We start from the raw sequence: 19,234 nt of genomic DNA on the forward strand, positions 1-19,234 counted from the left end.
GATCCGGTGAGGTGCCCTGGGTCTGTCGCGGGGTCTCGTGGCTCGGCCGTGACCGGCCTCGCACCTCGACCTCCGATGGTCCCCCGGAGATCGAGGTGCGAGCGTCGCGCAGCGACTGAGCCACGAGATCCGGTGAGGTGACCTGGGTTCGTCGCGGGGTCTCGTGGCTCGGCCGTGGCCGGCCTCGCACCTCGACCTCCGATGGCTCAGCGGCCGGTGATGCCGGCCTTGCGGTTGAGCTTGTCCGCCATGTCGGCGGGGCTCAGGCGGCCGTCGGCGAGCTGCTGGGTCGGCCAGGCGGAGACGTCGATCCCGGACAGCTCGACGAAGCGCGGCAGGTCGGGCGCGAGCTCCTCGACGAGGACCTCGATGTCGGCGGCGACCAGCGGCTCGGCCTCGACCGAGGTGCTGGAGACGTTGCGGGGGGCGTCGAGCTCCTGCGGCTCGTACGGCGCCAGCCCAAGGTGGTCGACGATGCGGTTGCAGGTGCCGGCGAGGTCGGCCACGGTCTCGCGGAACTCCAGCAGCAGCCACTGCTCGCGGGGGAAGGACTCGAAGGCCTTCTCGAGCTGCAGCCCGTACAGCCCGCGGACGACGGTGCTGCGGCGGCGCAGGGCGGGGAACCTCCAGTCCTCCCAGGGCGGCAGCTTCTCGCGGCGTCCCATCCGGACGGCCTGGCCGAACTGCTTCATGCCCTGGCGGCGGACGTAGTCCATGTTCCAGTGCGAGAACGCCCGCTCCACCGGGTCACGGAAGCACGCGACGAGCGGCATCGCCGGGTCGTACCGGCTCATCCGGGGCAGCGCCTGAGGCCAGAAGAGGTACGACGGGGTGGCGTCGCAGGCGAGGTGCTCGCCCTCGGCGCGGGGTCGGACCCGGTAGGAGGAGTAGTCCTCGTTCTCCCAGTCGCGCCGGTTGTCGTCGAAGAAGTGGCGCTCCTTCTTGGGCGCCGCGACGATCTCCGGGTGCTGGATGAGCAGGTCGTAGAGCGTGCTCGTCGCGGCCTTCTGCACGCCGACGATCGAGAAGCCGAAACCGACGGGCTCCTGGGCCACCGGACACCCTCCTTGCGCGAGCGGACGAGACCGCCGCGGGGGACGACGGTGGGTCCCGAGCGTACGGCGTGACGCGGCCCGGGCCTCAGTCGGCCGTGATGCCCAGGGCGCGCAGCTTCGCGTACAGCGTCGTCCGCGAGATCCCCAGCGCCCGCGCGGCGCGCAGCTTGTTGCCGCCGTGCTCGCGCAGCGCCGCCGCGATGGCGTCGCGCTCCGCCCGGGCCAGCGGCGTGAGCGGCCGGGACGGTCCCCTGGCCCGGTAGGCCTCGGGGAGGTCGTCCACCGTCGCGCCGCCCGCGTGACGGCGGTCGGCGACGTGGGCCACGACCGCCCGCAGCTCGGCCAGGTTGCCCGGCCACGGGTGCGCCGCCAGCACCCGCAGGGCGCTCGGGACGAGGTGCAGGGAGGGGTCCGCGCCGAGGTCGCGCAGCATGGCGGCGACGATCGTGCCGAGCTCACCGGCGCGCTGCGCCAGCGGGAGGACGACGACCGGGTCGAGGCAGGTCGCGGCCAGCGCGGCCGCCCGGCCGGTGAGCTCGTCGCGGGGCGCCGACACGAGCACGACGTACGGCGGCCGCCGCGACGCGGCGTGCGCGCCCACGAGCGCCAGCAGGGGGTCGTCGAGCTGCTCCAGGCCGTCGACCACGACCGCCCCGGCCCCCGCGCGGACGAGGGACTCGTGGTGGCGCGCCCACGCCGCCGCCCCGTCGAGCAGCGCGCTCGTCGCGGTCAGCACGGTGACCGCCTCGCCGGGGCCGCACCGCTCCGCGGCGAGTCGCAGGGCCTCCGTGGTCCGTCCCGAGCCGGGGGGTCCGCAGACCAGCTGCGGGACGACCGGCGCGGCCGTGGTGCGCGGGGCGGCCGGGCGCGGACCGGTGACCCGGCGCGTGGAGGCGGCGGGCTCGACGTCCAGCAGCGCACTGTCGGAGTCGACGGGGGTGGCGCGGACGTGGACCCGCAGCCCCGAGGTCAGCTCGACCTCGTGGCAGCCGCCGGCGCAGTGGGTGGAGCCGGGGTCGCGGGCCACCGCCTGCAGCAGCGCGAGGTCGGCGGACTCGAGCAGGTCCAGCGCCGCCTGGTTCGACATGGTCACGTCACGCCCCACGGCGACGACGGCCCCCCGCCGTACGGACGCACCGCGGAACGCCGCGAGCAGCCGCGCCTGGGAGGCGCTGCCGGCGGCCAGCAGCCGCTCCTCGATGTCGGCGACGGCCCGCTCGACGAGCGGGGGCAGCAGCGGGTTGGCCTCGTCGACGCGGGCGGTGAGGTCGAGCGCGCCGAGGATCCGTCGCGTCGTGGGGTGGAAGATCGGGTGGGCGTAGCAGGAGTAGCCGCGCAGCTGCCGCGCGAAGTGCTCGTCGCCGCGGACGACGATGCTGCTGCGGGTCTCCACGACGGTCCCCGGCGCGTTGGTGCCGACCCGCTCCTCCTGCAGCGACGCCCCGATGCCGATGCCGAGGTCGTCGAGGGCCTTCAGGACCGCCCGCTGCCCGCTGGCGCGGTGCACCACCCGCCCGTCCCGGTCGACGAGGACGGTGGCGTACCCGGTGTGCGCCAGCCGCTCGGTGAGGTCGTCCAGCACCGGCGTCGCCGCCGACAGCAGCGACCCGGTCAGCTCGACGTCGTCGTAGTCGATGCCCTCCAGGGCCGAGTCGGGCTCGAGGCCGGCGATCTGCGCGCGGTGCCAGGACGCCGCGATCGGCGGCCGCAGCTCGGGCGTCGTCGTCACGCCTCCCCCTCCCGCCGGCGGACCGGTGTGTCCTCGGTCACGCTACTCGCGCACGCCGCCGCTCCGGGAGGGTCGATCGCACGATGTGGACCACCCGCGGTGGTCGAGCAGCACGCGGGCGCAGCGTCGTCGAGACCCGTCCGGGCGACGTCCGCGGTGATCTGGCCACTCCAGTCGGCACCGGCGGGCTCCGCCTCACCGGGTCTCGACAGGCTCGACCACCGGTGGTCGAGATGTCGCGAACCCTGGCGAGCGGCCACGAGACCCCGCGAGGGTCTCGACACGCTCGACCACCGGTGGTCGAGCAGCACGCGAGCGCAGCGAGCGCGCGTCGTCGAGACCCCGTCCTCGCGACCTCCGCGGTGATCTCGCCACTCCAGTCGGCACCAGCGGGCTCCCGAGCGCCGTAGGACCGCGCTAGATCCGCGTGACCGCAGTAGATCCGTCGACCGGGCGGCCCCCGCCTCCCCGGGTCACGACAAGCTCGACCACCGGTGGTGACGGACCGACGTCTCCCTCACCGGGTCTCGTGGCTCCTCGCTGGCGCTCGTCGCACCTCGACCACCGGAGGTCGAGGTGTCGCGAGCCCTGGCGAGCGGCCACGAGACCCCGCGAGGGTCTCGACAAGCTCGACCACCGCTGGTGACGGACCGACGTCTCCCTCACCGGGTCTCGTGGCTCCTCGCTGGCGCTCGTCGCACCTCGACCACCGGAGGCCCTGGCGCTCGTCGCACCTCGACCACCGGGAGAGGGCGGCTCAGTGCGCGAGCAGACCCTCCAGGACGCCGGGGAGGCCGTCGATGGTGTCGAGGGAGGCGACGCGGGCGCCGGCGGCGCGGGCGAAGGCGATCGCCTCCTCGTCGTCCGAGGCGGGGGCGACGACGAGGAGCTCGGTGTGCGCGCGGGCGGCCGGGAGGGGGTCGACGTCGTCGGTGACCCGGCAGTCCGAGAGCAGCAGCGTGATCCGGCGGTTCGCCCGGGCGCCGGCCAGCTGGGCCTCGGCAGCGCGCAGGGCGGCGTCGAGCGACGTCGTCCCGAAGCCCCGCAGGCCGAGCACCCGGTCGACCACGACGTCCGCGCGGCAGGGTGCGGCGAGGTCGAGCAGCACCTGGGTGCGGGAGTCGAAGGCGATCACCGACAGCTCGGTGCGGGAGTGCTCGGCGCGCAGCGCGCAGGACGCCGCCGCCATCGCCGCCGTCGCGAGCCGGGTGCCCTCCATCGACCCGGAGCGGTCGATGAGCAGGCAGATCGCCGTCCGCGGCTTCTGCCAGTCGTACGCCGTCAGCTCGTCCACCGCCGGCGGGCGGCGGAAGGCGCGGGCGTCCGCGATGGCCTCCAGGGAGGAGTCGATGTCGAGGTCCCCACCGCGGTCGGCCCGCACGCGGCGCAGCTGGGAGGCGCCGATGCGGTGGCGGGCGCCGTACCGGGCCCGGTCGATGATCAGGCGCGGCACCAGACCCGCCACGCGGCGCCGCAGCTCCTCGTCGGTCGCCCGGCTCATCGCCATGAGCAGGGTGAGGGTCTCGTCGAGGTCCTCGGCGGCCGCGTCGCGCACGGCGTCCTCGTCGAGCTCCCCCACCTCCGGGGAGAGCTCGACGAAGCGGGGGTTCTGCGCGAGCTCGGACCGCGGGGCGGTCCGGTCACGCCGACCCCGTCGTCCGGGCTTCTGGTCGCCCGCCCCCGGTGGGGGCGGGCTCAGGCTTCCCCCGGGCCTCCCGGCTGGGGCGGGGCGCCGCCGTCACTCGGGTCCTGCTCGTCACGATCGGCGTCGTCGTCGCTGGGCTCGGGCCCGAAGGCCGTGACGTACAGCTCCTCGACGACCTCCTCGGCGGTGCGCGGCGACGACTCCTCGACCCGCACCCGGCCCGACAGCGCCACGCGGGCGGCGTCGCGACCGGCGTACCAGTCCTCCGCCTTCACCCCGCGCCGCGCCGTGAGCTGGTGGAGGATCCCGGCCAGGTCGATGGCACCCCGCACCGAGGCGCCGACCCGCAGGTCGGGGTGGTCCCGGCTGGCGCGGATCATCGACACCGCACGGCGGGTCCAGTCCGGCGACGGCACCGGGGCGCGGGAGGCCGTGATGGCCTCCTCCGCCTCGGCGGTCTGGTAGCCCATGACGATGCGGCAGGTCCGGTCGTAGATCGCCCCGGAGACCCGCGCGGTGCCGACGGCGTCGTACGGGTTCATCGCGGCCACGACCGAGAAGCCCGGCGCCGCGGAGACGACCCCGAGCCGCGGCACGCGGATCTCCCGCTCGCTCATCACCGCGAGCAGCGTGTTGAGGGTCTCCTCGGGGACGCGGTTGAGCTCCTCGACGTAGAACAGGCCGCCCTCGCGCATGGCGGTGAGCAGGGGTCCGTCGACGAAGACCTCCGGGTCGTAGCCGACCGTGAGGACCTGCGCCGGGTCGAACTGCCCGACGATCCGGGCAGGGGTGAGCTCGGCGTTGCCCTCGACCAGGACGAAGGTCGTCGATCGGTGCTGGGCGACCTCACGCAGCAGCGTGGACTTGCCCGTGCCGGGAGGCCCCTCGAGGACGACGTTGGCACCACTGGCCAACGCCGCCTCGAGGAGCTCGGTCTCCAGGCCCCGGTCGACGACCCCCTCGCCGCCGCCAGCAGGGACGGCGGCGGCGGGGGATGGGTTCACGAGTGCTCGTGGATGACCACGCCGCGGACGTTCTCACCATTGAGGAGGGCGTCGTACCCCTCGTTGACCTCGTCGAGCGTGTAGGTCTTGGTGATGATCTCGTCGAGCTTGATGTCACCGGACTGGTAGAGCCCGAGGATCTTCGGGATGTCCGTGGTGGGGTTGCAGTCGCCGAACAGGCTGCCGCGGAGCTGCTTGCGGTACAGGGTCATGATCGTGCCGGGCAGCTTGATCGTCTCCTCCATCACCTTGTTCAGGCCGGTGAGGACGACGACGCCGCCCTTGCCGACGGCGTGGAAGCCGCCCGCGACGATCTCGGAGGTCATCAGGCCCGGGGTGAGGATGGCGGAGTCCGCCATCTGGCCGCGGGTGAGGTTGGTGAGGGTCTCCATCGCCTCGTCGGTGCTGGCGAACGCGTGCGTCGCGCCGAGCTCCATGGCCTTCTCGCGCTTGTTGGGCAGCGGGTCGATCGCGATGACGTTCTTCGCGCCGGCCATCGCCGCACCCTGGACGGCATTGATGCCGATGCCGCCGACGCCGACGACCATGACGGTCTGGCCGGCCTTGACCTCGGCGGTGTTGACGGCGGCGCCCCAGCCGGTGGGCACGCCGCAGCCGACGAGCACGGCTTTGTCGAGCGGCAGGTCGTCGTCCACCTTCACGGCGGAGTTCTGGTGGATCACGCCGTACTGGCTGAACGTGCCGAGCATGCACATGGCGCCGTAATGGCCGCGGGGGCCGGTGATCGGGAAGCGCTCGCCGGGCAGGTAGCCCTCGAGGATCGTGGCGCCCATGTCGCAGATGGACTGCTGGCCGTTGGCGCAGTAGCGGCAGTTGCCGCAGTTGGGGATGAAGGAGCAGACGACGTGGTCGCCGACCTTCACCCGCGTGACGCCGGGGCCGACCTCCTCGATGATCCCCGCGCCCTCGTGGCCGAGCACCATGGGCAGGCGGGCCTCGAGGTCGCCGTGGGCGACGTGGACGTCGGAGTGGCACAGGCCCGCGTGGGTGTAGCGGATGAGGACCTCGCCCTCGCGGGGCTTGTCGAGCTCGAGCTCCTCGATCTCGATCCGTGCTCCGGGCTCGTAGACCACTGCGGCCTTCGTCTTCATCGCGCATCCCTCCTGAAGGGCTCATGTGCTGTGACAGGGCCCACACTGCCCCGCGCGCCCGTCCCGCGGTGTTCGGGAACTGGACAGTCCCTCCCACCGCTCCTCTGTGCGCCGCGGGCCATCGGGTACCCGGGGGTGACCGCACCGACGACAGAGACGAGGATCCCGTGCCCGACGTGGAGCGCACCGTGACCGTGGACAAGCCGATCGACCGGGTCTGGGACTACGTCACCGACTTCCGGTCCAGCGAGGAGTGGGACCCGCCGACGGTCCGCACCGACCGCACGAGCGGGGACGGCGGCGTGGGGACGACGTACCACAACGTCTCGAAGTTCCTCGGCAGCGAGCAGGAGGTCACCTACGAGGTCGTCGAGCACACCCGCCCGACCGCGGGCTCGCCCGGGCGCTTCGTGATGCACGGCGACGCCGGCTCGATCAAGCTCGTCGACACCATCACCTTCACCGAGGAGGCCGCCGGACGGACGTCGGTGACCTACCACGCCGAGTTCATCCCCGACGGCACCGCGGCGAAGCTCGCGGCCCCGGTGATGCCGGCGGCGCTGAAGGTGCTGGGCGACAAGGTGGCGGCGTCGCTCGAGGAGCGGCTGCAGCAGCTCTGAGCGCGGCTGGACCACCGCGGTGGTTGAGGTGTGACGAGCGCCAGCGAGGAGCCTCGAAACCCGGTGACGTCGTGGTCGGTCGTCCCACTGGGTTTCGAGGCTCACGTCGTTCGCATCTCAACCGGCGTCGGCGCTGATTCGGGCGACGGCGGTGGTCCTTGGGACCATGGAGCACGTGACCACGCACTCCACGGACCTGCCCTCCCCCGCCGACGTCCGCCTCGTGGTGACCGACATGGACGGCACGCTGCTGGGCGCCGACGGCGCCGTCCCGGCCGCGTTCTGGCCGCTGGTCGACGAGATGCGCGAGCGGGGCGTCGTGTTCGCCCCGGCGAGCGGGCGGCAGTACGCGACCCTGCACCGCACCTTCTCCTCCGTCGCGGACGGCATGGTCGTCATCGCCGAGAACGGCGCGTACGTCGTCCGCGACGGCGACGAGCTCAGCTCCGTCACGCTCGACCCGGCGCTGGCCGCCGACGTCGTCCGGCACCTGCGGGAGCTGGCCGACGGGCCCGACGGGCTCGACCTGGGCGTCGTGTGGTGCGGCCGGACCACGGCGTACGTCGAGCGCACCGACCGCGCGTTCCTCGACCACGTCGATCCCTACTACGCGTCGCTGACGCCCGTCGACGACCTGCTCGCGACCGGTGAGGTCCCGGTCAAGATCGCCGTCTTCACCCCCGACGACCCGCGGACGACGACCGCCCCCGCCCTGGCGCCGTACGACGCCTCGCAGGGCGGGTCCCTCCAGGTGGTGGTCTCCGGGGCCCGCTGGGTCGACGTCATGCCGACCGGCGTCGACAAGGGCGTCGCCGTGCGCCGGCTCCAGGAGTCGCTGGGCATCGGACCCGAGCACACCGTGGTCTTCGGCGACAACTTCAACGACGTCGAGATGCTGGACGCCGCGGAGCTGTCCTTCGCGATGGAGGGCTCGCCCGACGGCGTGCTGGAGCGCGCGCGCTACCGCGCGCCCTCGCACACCGACGAGGGCGTGGTCACCGTCCTGCGGCACCTGCTGGACGGGCTCGACGAGCTCGACGGCACTCAGCCCCGGGCCGTGTAGAGGCTCGAGACCTGCGCGGGCGTCAGCGCCCCGTCGAAGACGGCGCCGTACGCGAGCCACCCCGCGAAGTGGTTGCTGGGCGGCGCACCGGGCCACCCCGCGAGGGTGTCCCAGCCGAGGCGCCAGTGCCCGGAGTAGGGCTGCGCCCCGAGCGCGATCGTGGCGGAGACGACGAGGGCGCCGTCGACGTACACGCGCATCCCCGGGTTCGCGTCGAGCAGCGGGGCGAGGGTGACGACGACGTGGTGCCAGGCGCCGTCGTTGTAGGCGCCGGGGGTGGTCACGGTCGTCCTGACCAGCTCGGGCGTCACGCCGAACGTCAGCCTCCCGGCGGCCGTCATGTAAACGTGGCGGTCCGACCTGGTCGACGGCGTCGTGCCGGTGCCGTCGCCGAAGCCGAGGAGCCGGCCGCCGCGGGCGTAGCCCGGTGCGGTGCGGAACCACACCTGCGCCGAGAACACCTGCGGGTTGGCCTGGGTCGCGGGGACGTCCACGAACCCACTGCTGCCGTCGAGCCGCACCGCGCGGCCGTTGCCCGCCGGGCACGGGCCCGGCTGGTCGAGGGTCACCCCGCCGACGTACGTCCCGGGTCGGGCGTGGCCGGACACGTCGAGCGCCGTCGAGCCGGAGCCGTCGTCCAGCGGCAGGACGAAGAAGGCGGTGCCGAGCGCGTTCGCGGCACTGGTGCAGCGGGCGTAGATCCCGTTCGCCGCGCTGTTCGTCGTGTTGGTGACCCGGCCGACGTAGGCCCCCTGCGTGGCCGGCACGGTCTGCAGGACGGCGCAGACCGCCACCACCAGCCCTGTCACGAGGGCTCCCCGCAGGTTCCTCATCCGTGCGCCGGCTCGTCCTCGGGGACCGGGGTGCCGAGCGCCACCGACACCACCAGCGGGCCGAGGCAGGCGAGGCCGAGCAGCGTCCACCCCCACCAGGGCAGGTCGAGGACGGCGTCCACGCCGTACGCGCCGCGCTCGGCGCCGGCGGTCAGGTGGAGCTCGCCGACCTGGCCGTCGAGCAGGTGGGCGCGGGCGTCGCCACCCGTCTCGCGCACCTCGATGGGCAGCAGGCCCGTCGAGACCACCTGCAGCAGGACTCCCTCCTCGCCGTCCGCGACGGCCGCCTCGCCGAGGCGGGCCATCCCCACCCACGGGCTGAGCCACCAGCCGACACCCGCGACGACGACCGAGGCTCCGAGGACCCGCCAGGACCGGCGTCGCGCCGGGTCACGCGTCGCGCGGGTCAGCAGACACACGAGCGCCAGGCACGCGACCAGCGGCGGAACGGCGCGGACCAGCCACCCCAGCACCGGGACGCTCCAGGCCACCCCGCCCACCAGGTCGTCGTCCGTCAGCCGCCAGGAGTCGCGAGCACCGTTGACGTCGCCCCGGGTCCGCAGGCCGTGGGCACCGACCCTGACCACCCTGTGGGTGAAGACGGCGCCGGAGCCGGGGCTGCGGAAGGTGACCACGTCACCGACCTCCGTGTCGGCGACCGTCGTGGGCCGGGTGAGGAGGAGGGTGCCGACCGGCATCGCGGTGCCCATCGACGGGGTGGAGGTGACGAACCAGCGCCCGCCCCCGGCGTACCAGGACGCCCCCAGGGCACCGAGCACGAGCACGCCGAGGACGACGGCGCCGGCGAGCGCCGTCGTCCACCGGGGGGTCGACCTCACGTCGGCCTCGTCCGGGCCGTCCCCTGCTACTGGTCGAACTTCCAGGCGATGGTCTGGGAGACCTGCTGGCCTTGCACCGCGGTGGTGGCGCCGGAGGGGAACCTCACCACGAAGGTGTAGTCCTGGCTGCCGCTGACGGCGAGGGTGCCGAGGGTGGTCGCGGTCGCGGTCTGGAACGCCGCGGGCGACCCGGTGAAGATCGGGGTGCCGGTCGCCGTGGACGCCTTGTAGACGCTGAGCTCGAGGACGGAGCAGAGGTTGCCCGGGTCGGTGTTGGTGGCCGACGGGGTCGTCGCCCCCGTGACGCCCGCGCGGGTGGTCGCCGTGCAGATGCCGCCCTTCATGGTGGACGCGCCGACGGCGACGCTGCCCGTGTTCGTGAAGGTCACCGTCGTCGTGGACGAGCCACCGGGGACGAGGGGCGTCGTCGTGCCGCCGTACTTGTTGATGGTGGAGCAGGTGGCGGTGGAGTCGTAGCTGGCGCAGGTCGAGCCGCCGCCCGTCTCCTCGATCGCGAGGGCCGCGGTCGCGGTCGTGTTCTCGCTGTTGGTGATGGTGGCGGTGAATCCCGAGAGCGAGGCGCCCATCGAGAGGGCCAGGGCGAGGGAGCCGGCCAGGCCGGCGCCGACGGCGGCGCGGGTCAGGTGACGGCGACGGGACGGGGGGTGGAGGGAGGCGTGTCGCACGGGGCGCTCTCGATTCGTGAGGGGTGAGGAGGGCCCGAGATGTGCACCCAGGACACCGGGTCCGGTCGGCGGCCCGCAGCCGCTTGCGGACTTCTTCGGTTTTCACCTGTGCGGCCCACAGGACCTCCACAGTGACTGGGGACGGGCGCCATGGGCACCTCATCCGACGATGGACGACCTGACCGACCGCATCCACGCCCTCGCCCACGACGACTTCGGGCACGACCGGCTCCTCACGGGCCAGGAGGAGACCATCGCCGCCCTGGCGCAGGGCAGGGACGTGGTGCTCGTCGCCCCCACGGGCGCCGGCAAGTCGCTGACCTACCTGGTCGCGGGACGCCTGCTCGACGGACCCGTCGTGGTCGTCTCGCCCCTGCTGGCGCTGGAGCAGGACCAGGTGGACGCCGTCACGGCGGCACCGACCCCCGTGGCCGCGGCGCGCCTCAGCTCCGCGGAGACCGCCGCGGAGCGCCAGGAGGCGCTGGAGCGCGCGGCCGCCGGGGAGGTGGGCTACCTGTTCTGCTCACCCGAGCTCCTCGCCGACGACGACGTACGGCGGGCGCTCGCCGACCTGCGTCCGGTCCTCCTCGCGGTCGACGAGGCCCACTGCGTCTCGTCGTGGGGCCACGACTTCCGGCCCGACTACCAGCGGCTGGGCGCGGTCCTCGACGACCTCGGTCGGCCCCCGGTGCTCGCCGCGACCGCCACCGCCGCGGGCCCGGTGCGCGAGGAGATCGCCGAGCGGCTGCGCATGCGGGAGCCGCGCACCGTCGTCACCGGCTTCGCGAGGCCCGAGATCGAGCTCGAGGTGCGCCGCTGCCGGGACGCCGAGGAGCAGACCGAGGCGACCGTGACCCTCGTGGTCGAGCGGGCGGCCCGTGGTGAGGCCGGGCTGGTCTACGCCCGCACCCGCCGGGCGGTCGAGGAGCTCGCCGAGCGCCTCGCCGGCGAGCTCGACGTCGCGGTGGAGGGCTACCACGGGGGCCTGTCGCAGAAGCGCCGCACCACGGTGCAGGAGGCCTTCATGGACGGTCGGACGCCGGTGGTCGTGGCGACCTCGGCGTTCGGCATGGGGGTCGACAAGCCCGACGTCCGCTTCGTCGTCCACGCGCAGGTGCCCGGGTCGCCCGACACCTACTGGCAGGAGGCGGGCCGCGCCGGACGCGACGGCCGGCCCGCGACGGCCACGCTGATGTACCGCCCCGAGGACCTCGGCCTCGGCCGCTACTTCTCCGGCGGCGTCCCCTCCGCCGCCGACCTGCGCCGGGTCATGGCCGCCTGCGACACCCCGCCCGAGCAGGCCGACGCGGCGGCGCTCGCCGAGGAGCTGCCCTTCGGGCGCCGCAAGACCGGCAAGCTGCTGAACCTCCTCGAGCTCGGCGTGGCGCGGCTGGAGGGCTCCCCCACCCCGCGGGACGTCGTCCGCTCCGCCCGCGAGGTCGCGGAGGCCCAGCGCACCCTCGAGCTCACCCGGGTCGAGATGATCCGCAGCTACGCGGAGACCGGGCGGTGCCGGGCGGAGTACCTGCTGGCCTACTTCGGGGAGGTCGGCGACGTCTGCGGGCACTGCGACTCCTGCCGCAGCGGCACCGCCGCCGAGCACGCCCACGACGGCGACGGGTCGCCGTACTCGGTGGACGAGGCGGTCAGCCACCCGACGTTCGGATCGGGCACGGTCACGGACGTGACGGACGGCGAGGTGACCGTGCTGTTCGACGACGCGGGCTACCGCACCATCGACGCGGAGCTCGCCGTCGAGAAGGACCTCCTGACGGGCTGACCGACCGGCGCGACGTCAGGGGATCTCCAGGCTCGGTCGCCGGCCCCGTCGGTGGTGCTGGTCTTTGCGGGCGGTTCTCCGCTCCACGAGCGGAGAACCGCCCGCAAAGCCGGAGTGCCGCGACCTGAGGTGCCGCGGGCTAGCGGCGGCGCCAGCGGGCGCGGCGGCCGGGGGCGGTGCGGAGCCGGCCGTCGGGTGTCCAGCCGCCTCGCTCGGACTCGCCGTCCGGGCGGGGGGTGAAGACGTTGCCGGGGTGGTCGGGCACGCCCGGGCCACGGAGCGCGATCCGTCCCACCAGCGGCCCGGCGAGCCGGTCGTAGAGGCCGGGCGCGAGCCGGAAACCGGTACGGGTCAGCAGCGTCCCCGGCCCGACGTGGACCGCGCGGCGCGGTCGGTCGAGGAGACGGACGCACGCCTGCGCGACGTGCTGCGGGGGGACGATCGGGGGCGGGGCCGAGCCCGCGCTGCCGGCGTACGAGCCGGCGAGGTGGTAGACGGGCGTGTCCACCGCGCCGGGCAGCACGAGGGAGACGTGGACGCCGCGCTCGCGGCGGGTCTCGACCTGCAACGCCCGCACCAGCGCCATCTGGCCCCACTTGGCGGCGCAGTAGGCGCCCATCCCCGGCACGGAGATCTCGCCGAGCAGCGACCCGACGACGACCAGGGAGCCGCCGCCCTGCTCGCGGAAGACGGGGAGCGCCGACCGGGCGAGGTTGCCGGTCCCGCCGACCCCGACCTCGACGACCTTCGCGAGGACGTCGTGCGGCACCTGCTCGACGCTGCCGTAGGCCATCGCCTGCGCGGTCGACACCACCGCGTCGAGGCGCCCGTGGTCCTGTAGGCAGCCGTCGACGGCGGCCTGGACGGCGTCGGGCTCGGACACGTCGGCGACGGCCCAGGTCGTCCGGTCCCCGAGCTCGCCCGCGACCCGGCGCAGCCGTGCCTCCGAGCGGGCCACCAGCACGACCCGGTCGCCGTGCTCCACCAGCAGGCGGGCGGTCGCCAGACCGATGCCGGACGTGCCCCCCACCACCATCACGATCCGTCGGTCGGCCACGCCCCCACGTTAGACAGGCCCCCGTTCGTGGGCACCGGGACTCGTGACCGACCCACGCATCTGCCTCGTCACCGGGGCGTCCAGCGGCATCGGCCGTGCCGTCGCCCACGAGCTCGCCGGCCGCGGTGCCGCGCTCGTCCTGATGGCCCGCCGCGCCGACGTCCTCGAGGACGTCGCCACCGAGTGCCGCATCCGGGGTGCCGCGTCCGTGACGGTCGCGCCGGTCGACGTCACCGATGACGAGGCCGTCGCCGCCACCGTGGCCGCCACGGTGGCCGAGCACGGACGGCTGGACGTCGTGGTGAACTCCGCGGGCCTCGTCACGTACGGCGACCACCTCGAGACCAGCGCGGCCGACTTCCGCACCGTCATCGAGGTCAACCTCCTCGGCGCCGCGACCGTCGCCCGCCACACCCTGCCCGTGCTGCGCGAGCAGCGCGAGGGCACGCTCGTGCTCGTCGGGTCACTCCTGGGGCACGTCGCGATCCCCGGGATGACGGCGTACGTCGTCAGCAAGTGGGGCGTCCGGGCCCTCGCCCGCCAGCTCAAGATCGAGTGCGCCGACCTCCCCGGCGTCCGGGTCGCGTACGTCGCCCCCGGCAGCGTCGAGACCCCGATCTACGAGCGGGCCCTCGGCGACGCCTCGGCCAACGGACACCGTCCCCCGCCGCCCACCATGAGCCCGGAGCGCGCCGCGCAGGCCGTCGTACGGCACGTGGACGGACGGCGGCACGAGATGCAGACCGCCTTCTCGAACCACGCCGTCATCGCGGCGTTCGACGTGGTGCCTGCCGTGTACGACCGGGTCGTCGGCCCGGCGTTCCGGCTGCTGTCGCGGCGCGGCTAGACGCCGGGCGGGTCCGAGGGCAGGGCCGCCGGCGCCCAGTAGCGCCGGTCGTGGTGCACGAGCGGCGTGCCCGGGGTCCCGAGATCGATCTCGTCGACCTCGAGGAGCGCCAGCCACGACGCACCGGCCGGGACGACGACCGAGAGGCGTCCGGTGAACCGGGCGGGTGCGTCCTCCAGCACGGGCAGCTCGGAGTCCTCCCGGGTCCGCCAGCCCTGCTCGGGGGTGAACCGCTCGGAGCCCCGGACGGCGAAGGCGTGCGCCAGGTCCGCCTGGTCCGCGCGGAGGAGGTAGACCGTCACCGACCCGGCGGCCAGGACCGCGGCGCCGGTGACGCTCGTCCGGGCCATGGAGAAGGACAGCAGCGGCGGGTCGGCGCTCACCGAGGCGACGCTCGACAGCGTGGCGCCCACGGGTCCCTCGGGTCCCGTGGCGCACACCAGCGCGACCCCGGCGGCGTGCTGGCGGAACCCCTCCTTGAACAGGGCAGCAGCGTCGTCGTCCTCGGGTCCGCGCACCGCGGTGTGGCTCATCGCCGTCCTCTCACCATCGACTCGTCACCTCATGACGCTAGGAGCTCGACCGCACTCGAGGTCAAGTCGGCGTGAACCGGATCGGGAAGCGCAGCGCGCCCGTGTTGCCGGAGACCGGCAGCCACTCGCCGGGGCCGTCCGGCGCCGCCGCGGGCATCCGACGCGCCAGCAGCGGCAGCGCGACCGCCATGTCGGTGCGGGCGACGAAGTGCCCCAGGCAGTGGTGCCACCCTCCCCCGAACCCGAGGTGCGGCGGCCTCTCGGCGGCACGCTCGACGTCGAAGGCCGGGCTCGGCACCGCCGTCGGGTCGGTCCCGGCCGCGTGGGACAGGACCTGGACGATGCTCCCGGCTGGCAGGTGCAGCCCGTGGAGGTCGACGTCCTCGATGGCCTCGCGCGTGACCCACGTGACGGTCGGGTTCACCCGCATCACCTCCTCGACCGCGGCGGGACCGAGGTCGGGCCGCGCCGCGAGCAGCGCCCACTGGTCGGGGTGGTGCAGCAGCGTCTGCACCGCGAGCCCGATCTGGTTGCGTGTGGTCTCCATCCCGGCGAAGGCGAGGAAGACCAGCGCGACCACGAGCTCGTCGCGGGTGAGACGACCGTCGCCCTCCTGCGCCTGCAGCAGGGTGGTGACCAGGTCGTCCCGGGGCTCGGCGAGGCGGTCGTCGATGACGGTCCGGACGTAGCCCGTCAGGCCCTCGAGGGCCGCCTCGATCCGGGGCAGGTCCTCCTTGACGCGGATGCCGAACGACTTGCCGAGGTCGTCCGCCCAGCGCGCCACCACGTGCCACTCGTCGTCCGGGAGACCGAGCAGCAGGCAGAGGATGCGCGAGGAGTACGGCTCCGCGAACTCCTCGATCAGCTCGACCTCGCCGCGGTGGGCGAAGCCCTCGACGAGCTCCTCGGCGATCCGGGTGAAGTCCGGCTGCAGCGCCTGGATCGACCGTCGGCGGAACGCCGGGGTCAGCAGGCGGCGCAGCCGGGAGTGGTCGGCGCCCTCCAGGCTGAGCAGCACCTCCTGCCACCACGCGAGGAAGGGGCCGTCGTGGATCCCGTTCTGCTCGGGCCACCGGGCGTTGCCCTGGCGGAACCGGCGGTCGGTCAGCAGCGCGCTCGCCTCGGCGTACCGCAGCACCGCGTGTCCGTACGGCGTCTCGGCGTACCAGGAGTCGTCCCGGGCGGCGTGGACCTCGGCGGAGGCGACGTCGAGCGCGGGGCTCGCGAGGTCGAGGTACGGGACCGCCGGGGGCGAGGGCACGCCGCTCATGCGGCGGAGTGTGCCACGCGGCCCGGGCCCGGACCGGGCGTCCTACTCCCCGAACGCCTCGATGGGCGGCTGCCAGTAGGCGATGACGGAGGTCCCCCGCGGGCCGGCGACCGGCACGTCGACCAGGGGCGAGGCGACGCCCACGACCAGCACGGGAGACCGGTCGCACTCGCCGATGCCGGCGCTGCGGTACCTCCCACCGAGGCGACGGGCCATCCAGGCGTTGTCGGCGCGTGCGGTCGCGTCGGACACCCGGACGACGTCGCCCGACTCCGTCAGGGCTCGGCACCCCTCCTCGACCGTGGTGTGGAAGGTCGCCGAGGGCGAGGGCGAGACCGGGGGCGAGGGTGTGGGCGTCGGTGACGGCGTGGAGGTCGTCTCGGGCGCGCCGCCTCGGGCGTCGACCCGGCCGGCGCCGTCCCCACCGAGGAGGAAGGTGTCGAGCGCCAGCCAGACGACGCCCAGGACCACGACGAGCGCGATGGCCCCGAGCACCGCCTGCTCCTGCTCCTCCGAGGTCCGCTCGCCCATGGCTCCCCCTGTCCCTTCCGACACCAGGAAGCGTCGGCAACGACGGCGGCGGCGTCAAGCCGGTCGCGGCCCGGCCGCGACCGGTTGAGGGCGCCGCCACCGCGGGCCGGTCAGGCGGCCGCGACGCCGCCGTCCGCCTCCCTGTCCGCCGCGGTGGCCGGCTCCAGCGCACCCGCCAGCACCTCGGCGACGTCGGCGACGGGACGCACGTCGAGCGCCTCGAGCACCTCGGCGGGCACGTCGTCCAGGTCGGGCTCGTTGCGGGCGGGGATGAACACCGTGGTGGTGCCGGCGCGCTGCGCGGCCAGCAGCTTCTGCTTGACCCCGCCGATGGGCAGCACCCGACCGTTGAGGGTGACCTCGCCCGTCATCGCGACGTCGGAGCGCACCGGTCGTCCGGTCGCCAGCGACGCCAGGGCGGTGACCATGGTGACGCCGGCGGACGGCCCGTCCTTGGGCACCGCACCCGCGGGCACGTGGAGGTGCAGGGCGCGGTCGAGCGGCGTCGCGTCGACGCCGTGCTCGGCACCGTGGGCGCGCAGGTAGGACAGCGCGATCTGCGCCGACTCCTTCATGACGTCGCCCAGCTGCCCGGTCAGGTGCAGCGAGCGCTCCCCCTCGGTGGCCGAGGCCTCGATGAACAGCACGTCACCGCCGGTGCCGGTGACCGCCAGCCCGGTCGCGACGCCCGGCACAGCCGTGCGTTCCGCCGACTCGGGGGTGAACCGCGGTCGTCCCAGCAGCCCGCGCAGGCCCTCGGTCGTGACCGACACCTGCTGCTCGCCGGTGGCGAGCCGGGTCGCGACCTTGCGCAGCACCTTGGCCAGCGCCCGCTCGAGCTGCCGTACGCCGGCCTCCCGGGTGTACTGCGTGGCGACCAGCCGCAGCGCCTCGTCGTCCACCGTGACCTCGTCGGCCGTCAGCGCGGCCCGCTCGAGCTGCCGCGGCAGCAGGTGGGTGCGGGCGATGGCGACCTTGTCGTCCTCGGTGTAGCCGTCGAGCCGGACGACCTCCAGCCGGTCGAGCAGCGCCTCCGGGATCTGCTCGGCGACGTTCGCGGTCGCGAGGAACACCACGTCGGACAGGTCGAGGTCGACCTCGAGGTAGTGGTCGCGGAAGGTGTGGTTCTGCGCCGGGTCGAGCACCTCGAGGAGGGCCGCCGCCGGGTCGCCCCGGTAGTCGGAGCCGACCTTGTCGATCTCGTCGAGCAGCACCACGGGGTTCATCGACCCCGCCTCGGCGACCGCCCGGACGATCCGGCCCGGGAGCGCCCCGACGTACGTGCGGCGGTGGCCGCGGATCTCGGCCTCGTCGCGCACGCCACCGAGGGCCACGCGCACGAAGCGGCGTCCCAGCGCCCGCGCGACCGACTCGCCCAGCGAGGTCTTGCCCACACCGGGCGGGCCCACCAGGGCCAGCACGGCGCCCGACCCGCGGCCACCCACCACCTGCAGCCCGCGCTCGGCGCGGCGGGCACGGACGGCGAGGTGCTCCACGATCCGGTCCTTGACGTCGTCGAGGCCGTGGTGGTCGGCGTCGAGCACCTCGCGCGCGGCGACCACGTCCGTGCGGTCCTCGGTGCGCTCCGACCACGGCAGCTCGAGCACGGTGTCGAGCCAGGTGCGGATCCAGCCCGACTCCGGGCTCTGGTCGCTCGCGCGCTCCAGCTTGCCGACCTCGCGCAGCGCGGCCTCGCGCACGGGCTCCGGCAGCTCGGCCGCCTCCACCCGTCCGCGGTAGTCCTCGGTGCCCTCCGGCTCGCCCTCGCCCAGCTCCTTGCGGATCGCCGCCAGCTGCTCGCGCAGGAGGAACTCGCGCTGCCGCTTGTCCATCCCCTCGCGGACGTCCTCGCTGATCTTCTCGCTGACCTCGAGCTCCGCGACGTGCTCGCGCGCCCACGTGACGACCAGCGCGAGGCGCGCGTCGACGTCCGGGGTCTCGAGCAGCTCGCGCTTCTGCTGGTCGTCGAGGTACGACGCGTAGCCGGCCAGGTCGGCGAGGGCGCCGGGGTCGGTCACCTGCTGCACCTGGTCGACGACCTGCCAGGCGTTGCGCCGCTGGAGGATCGCGACGGTGGTCCGCTTGAAGTCCTCCGCCTGCGCCCGGGTGGCGTCGGTGACGGTGCCGACCTCGACCGGCTCGACCTCCACCCACAGCGCGGCGCCGGGTCCGGGCACGCCGTGCCCGATGCGGAACCGCTCCCCGGCCCGCAGGACGACGACGGGCGCGCCCCCGGGCGCGCGGCCGACCTGGTCGACGGTGGCGACGACGCCGTGGGTCGCCCAGCGGTCGGGTAGACGCGGGGCGAGGAGCAGCCGCCCCTCGGCGGACGCCTGCGCGGCCTCGACGACGGAGCGCGCGTCACCGTCGTACTCGAGGGCCACGACCATGCCGGGCAGCACGACGGTGTCGGGCGCCGAGAGCAGGGGCAGGCTGACGGGGGTGTCGTCAGAGCGGTCGACGGGCTGGTCGACGCGGTTCTCGGTCATGGCGGATCTCCTCGGGGAGTTGAGTGTCATCGAGTCAACACGGACCCCGAGGAGGCCGTTCCCGCTCGACGTCCGCCCAGGGTGAACGCCGCCCGGACGACCGGACGCGTCACGTCCCCCGGGGGCCGGCGACGTCACGGA

The 19,234-nt window shown here is 74.4% G+C and carries 17 protein-coding genes; 4 read left to right on the top strand and 13 right to left on the bottom strand.

The genetic code is table 11. The annotated features are described in order from the left end of the window. Positions 1–206: 206 nt before the first annotated feature. The 5 genes from Q0858_RS15620 to Q0858_RS15640 form a co-directional block, all read right to left on the bottom strand. Positions 207–1,055, bottom strand: a complete 849-nt coding sequence (locus Q0858_RS15620) for a sulfotransferase (protein WP_299056285.1) — start codon at positions 1,053–1,055, stop codon at positions 207–209. An 85-nt stretch (positions 1,056–1,140) separates the two neighbouring features. Beyond that, a complete protein-coding gene (locus Q0858_RS15625) occupies positions 1,141–2,784 on the bottom strand; it encodes a helix-turn-helix domain-containing protein (RefSeq protein ID WP_299056288.1) in 1,644 nt (547 codons plus the stop codon). A 757-nt stretch (positions 2,785–3,541) separates the two neighbouring features. Next, positions 3,542–4,339 carry a vWA domain-containing protein gene (locus tag Q0858_RS15630; RefSeq protein WP_299056291.1) on the bottom strand — a complete coding sequence of 266 codons (798 nt, stop codon included), beginning with the start codon at positions 4,337–4,339 and terminating at the stop codon, positions 3,542–3,544. A 140-nt stretch (positions 4,340–4,479) separates the two neighbouring features. Continuing rightward, positions 4,480–5,433, bottom strand: a complete 954-nt coding sequence (locus Q0858_RS15635) for a MoxR family ATPase (RefSeq protein ID WP_299056293.1) — start codon at positions 5,431–5,433, stop codon at positions 4,480–4,482. Continuing rightward, positions 5,430–6,545, bottom strand: coding sequence for an NDMA-dependent alcohol dehydrogenase (locus Q0858_RS15640; RefSeq protein WP_299056295.1), 1,116 nt, complete (start codon positions 6,543–6,545; stop codon positions 5,430–5,432). Before Q0858_RS15640 ends, Q0858_RS15635 begins: the two co-directional genes overlap by 4 nt. A gap of 167 nt (positions 6,546–6,712) precedes the next feature. Between Q0858_RS15640 and Q0858_RS15645 the strand changes: the two genes are divergently transcribed. Both Q0858_RS15645 and Q0858_RS15650 read left to right on the top strand, forming a co-directional pair. Next, the gene (locus Q0858_RS15645) at positions 6,713–7,165 is read left to right on the top strand and encodes an SRPBCC family protein (protein ID WP_299056297.1); all 453 of its coding nucleotides are present in this window, start codon (positions 6,713–6,715) and stop codon (positions 7,163–7,165) included. A gap of 175 nt (positions 7,166–7,340) precedes the next feature. After that, the gene (locus Q0858_RS15650) at positions 7,341–8,228 is read left to right on the top strand and encodes a Cof-type HAD-IIB family hydrolase (RefSeq protein ID WP_299056300.1); all 888 of its coding nucleotides are present in this window, start codon (positions 7,341–7,343) and stop codon (positions 8,226–8,228) included. On the opposite strand, the gene Q0858_RS15655 is transcribed toward Q0858_RS15650, so the two are convergent. The 3 genes from Q0858_RS15655 to Q0858_RS15665 are packed head-to-tail and all read right to left on the bottom strand — an operon-like array spanning position 8,210 to position 10,586. Beyond that, complete coding sequence (locus Q0858_RS15655; RefSeq protein WP_299056303.1) at positions 8,210–9,061, bottom strand: LamG domain-containing protein; 852 nt, start codon at positions 9,059–9,061, stop codon at positions 8,210–8,212. The two genes, Q0858_RS15650 and Q0858_RS15655, sit on opposite strands and share 19 nt — an antisense overlap. Beyond that, on the bottom strand, positions 9,058–9,900 hold the full coding sequence (locus Q0858_RS15660; protein ID WP_299056305.1) for a hypothetical protein: 843 nt from the start codon (positions 9,898–9,900) through the stop codon (positions 9,058–9,060). Before Q0858_RS15660 ends, Q0858_RS15655 begins: the two co-directional genes overlap by 4 nt. A 26-nt stretch (positions 9,901–9,926) precedes the next feature. After that, positions 9,927–10,586: a hypothetical protein gene (locus Q0858_RS15665; protein WP_299056307.1), complete on the bottom strand. Its 660-nt coding sequence runs from the start codon at positions 10,584–10,586 to the stop codon at positions 9,927–9,929. 169 nt (positions 10,587–10,755) lie between these two features. On the opposite strand from Q0858_RS15665, the gene Q0858_RS15670 reads away from it, so the two are divergent. Then, positions 10,756–12,366 (top strand): ATP-dependent DNA helicase RecQ, encoded by a 1,611-nt coding sequence (locus tag Q0858_RS15670; protein WP_299056310.1) that lies wholly within the window; start codon positions 10,756–10,758, stop codon positions 12,364–12,366. 139 nt (positions 12,367–12,505) lie between these two features. On the opposite strand, the gene Q0858_RS15675 is transcribed toward Q0858_RS15670, so the two are convergent. After that, positions 12,506–13,423, bottom strand: a complete 918-nt coding sequence (locus tag Q0858_RS15675; protein WP_299056313.1) for an SDR family NAD(P)-dependent oxidoreductase — start codon at positions 13,421–13,423, stop codon at positions 12,506–12,508. A gap of 43 nt (positions 13,424–13,466) precedes the next feature. On the opposite strand from Q0858_RS15675, the gene Q0858_RS15680 reads away from it, so the two are divergent. Further along, positions 13,467–14,270: an SDR family NAD(P)-dependent oxidoreductase gene (locus Q0858_RS15680; RefSeq protein WP_299056315.1), complete on the top strand. Its 804-nt coding sequence runs from the start codon at positions 13,467–13,469 to the stop codon at positions 14,268–14,270. On the opposite strand, the gene Q0858_RS15685 is transcribed toward Q0858_RS15680, so the two are convergent. The 4 genes from Q0858_RS15685 to lon form a co-directional block, all read right to left on the bottom strand. After that, complete coding sequence (locus tag Q0858_RS15685) at positions 14,267–14,803, bottom strand: flavin reductase family protein (protein ID WP_299056317.1); 537 nt, start codon at positions 14,801–14,803, stop codon at positions 14,267–14,269. The two genes, Q0858_RS15680 and Q0858_RS15685, sit on opposite strands and share 4 nt — an antisense overlap. A gap of 61 nt (positions 14,804–14,864) precedes the next feature. Further along, a complete protein-coding gene (locus tag Q0858_RS15690; protein WP_299056320.1) occupies positions 14,865–16,073 on the bottom strand; it encodes a cytochrome P450 in 1,209 nt (402 codons plus the stop codon). Between the two features lie 42 nt (positions 16,074–16,115). Next, complete coding sequence (locus Q0858_RS15695; RefSeq protein ID WP_299056323.1) at positions 16,116–16,604, bottom strand: hypothetical protein; 489 nt, start codon at positions 16,602–16,604, stop codon at positions 16,116–16,118. Positions 16,605–16,714: 110 nt separating this feature from the next. Continuing rightward, on the bottom strand, positions 16,715–19,093 hold the full coding sequence (gene lon, locus Q0858_RS15700) for an endopeptidase La (RefSeq protein WP_299056326.1): 2,379 nt from the start codon (positions 19,091–19,093) through the stop codon (positions 16,715–16,717). Positions 19,094–19,234: the final 141 nt, after the last annotated feature.

The organism is uncultured Nocardioides sp., assembly GCF_947489365.1.
GTDB lineage: Bacteria > Actinomycetota > Actinomycetes > Propionibacteriales > Nocardioidaceae > Nocardioides.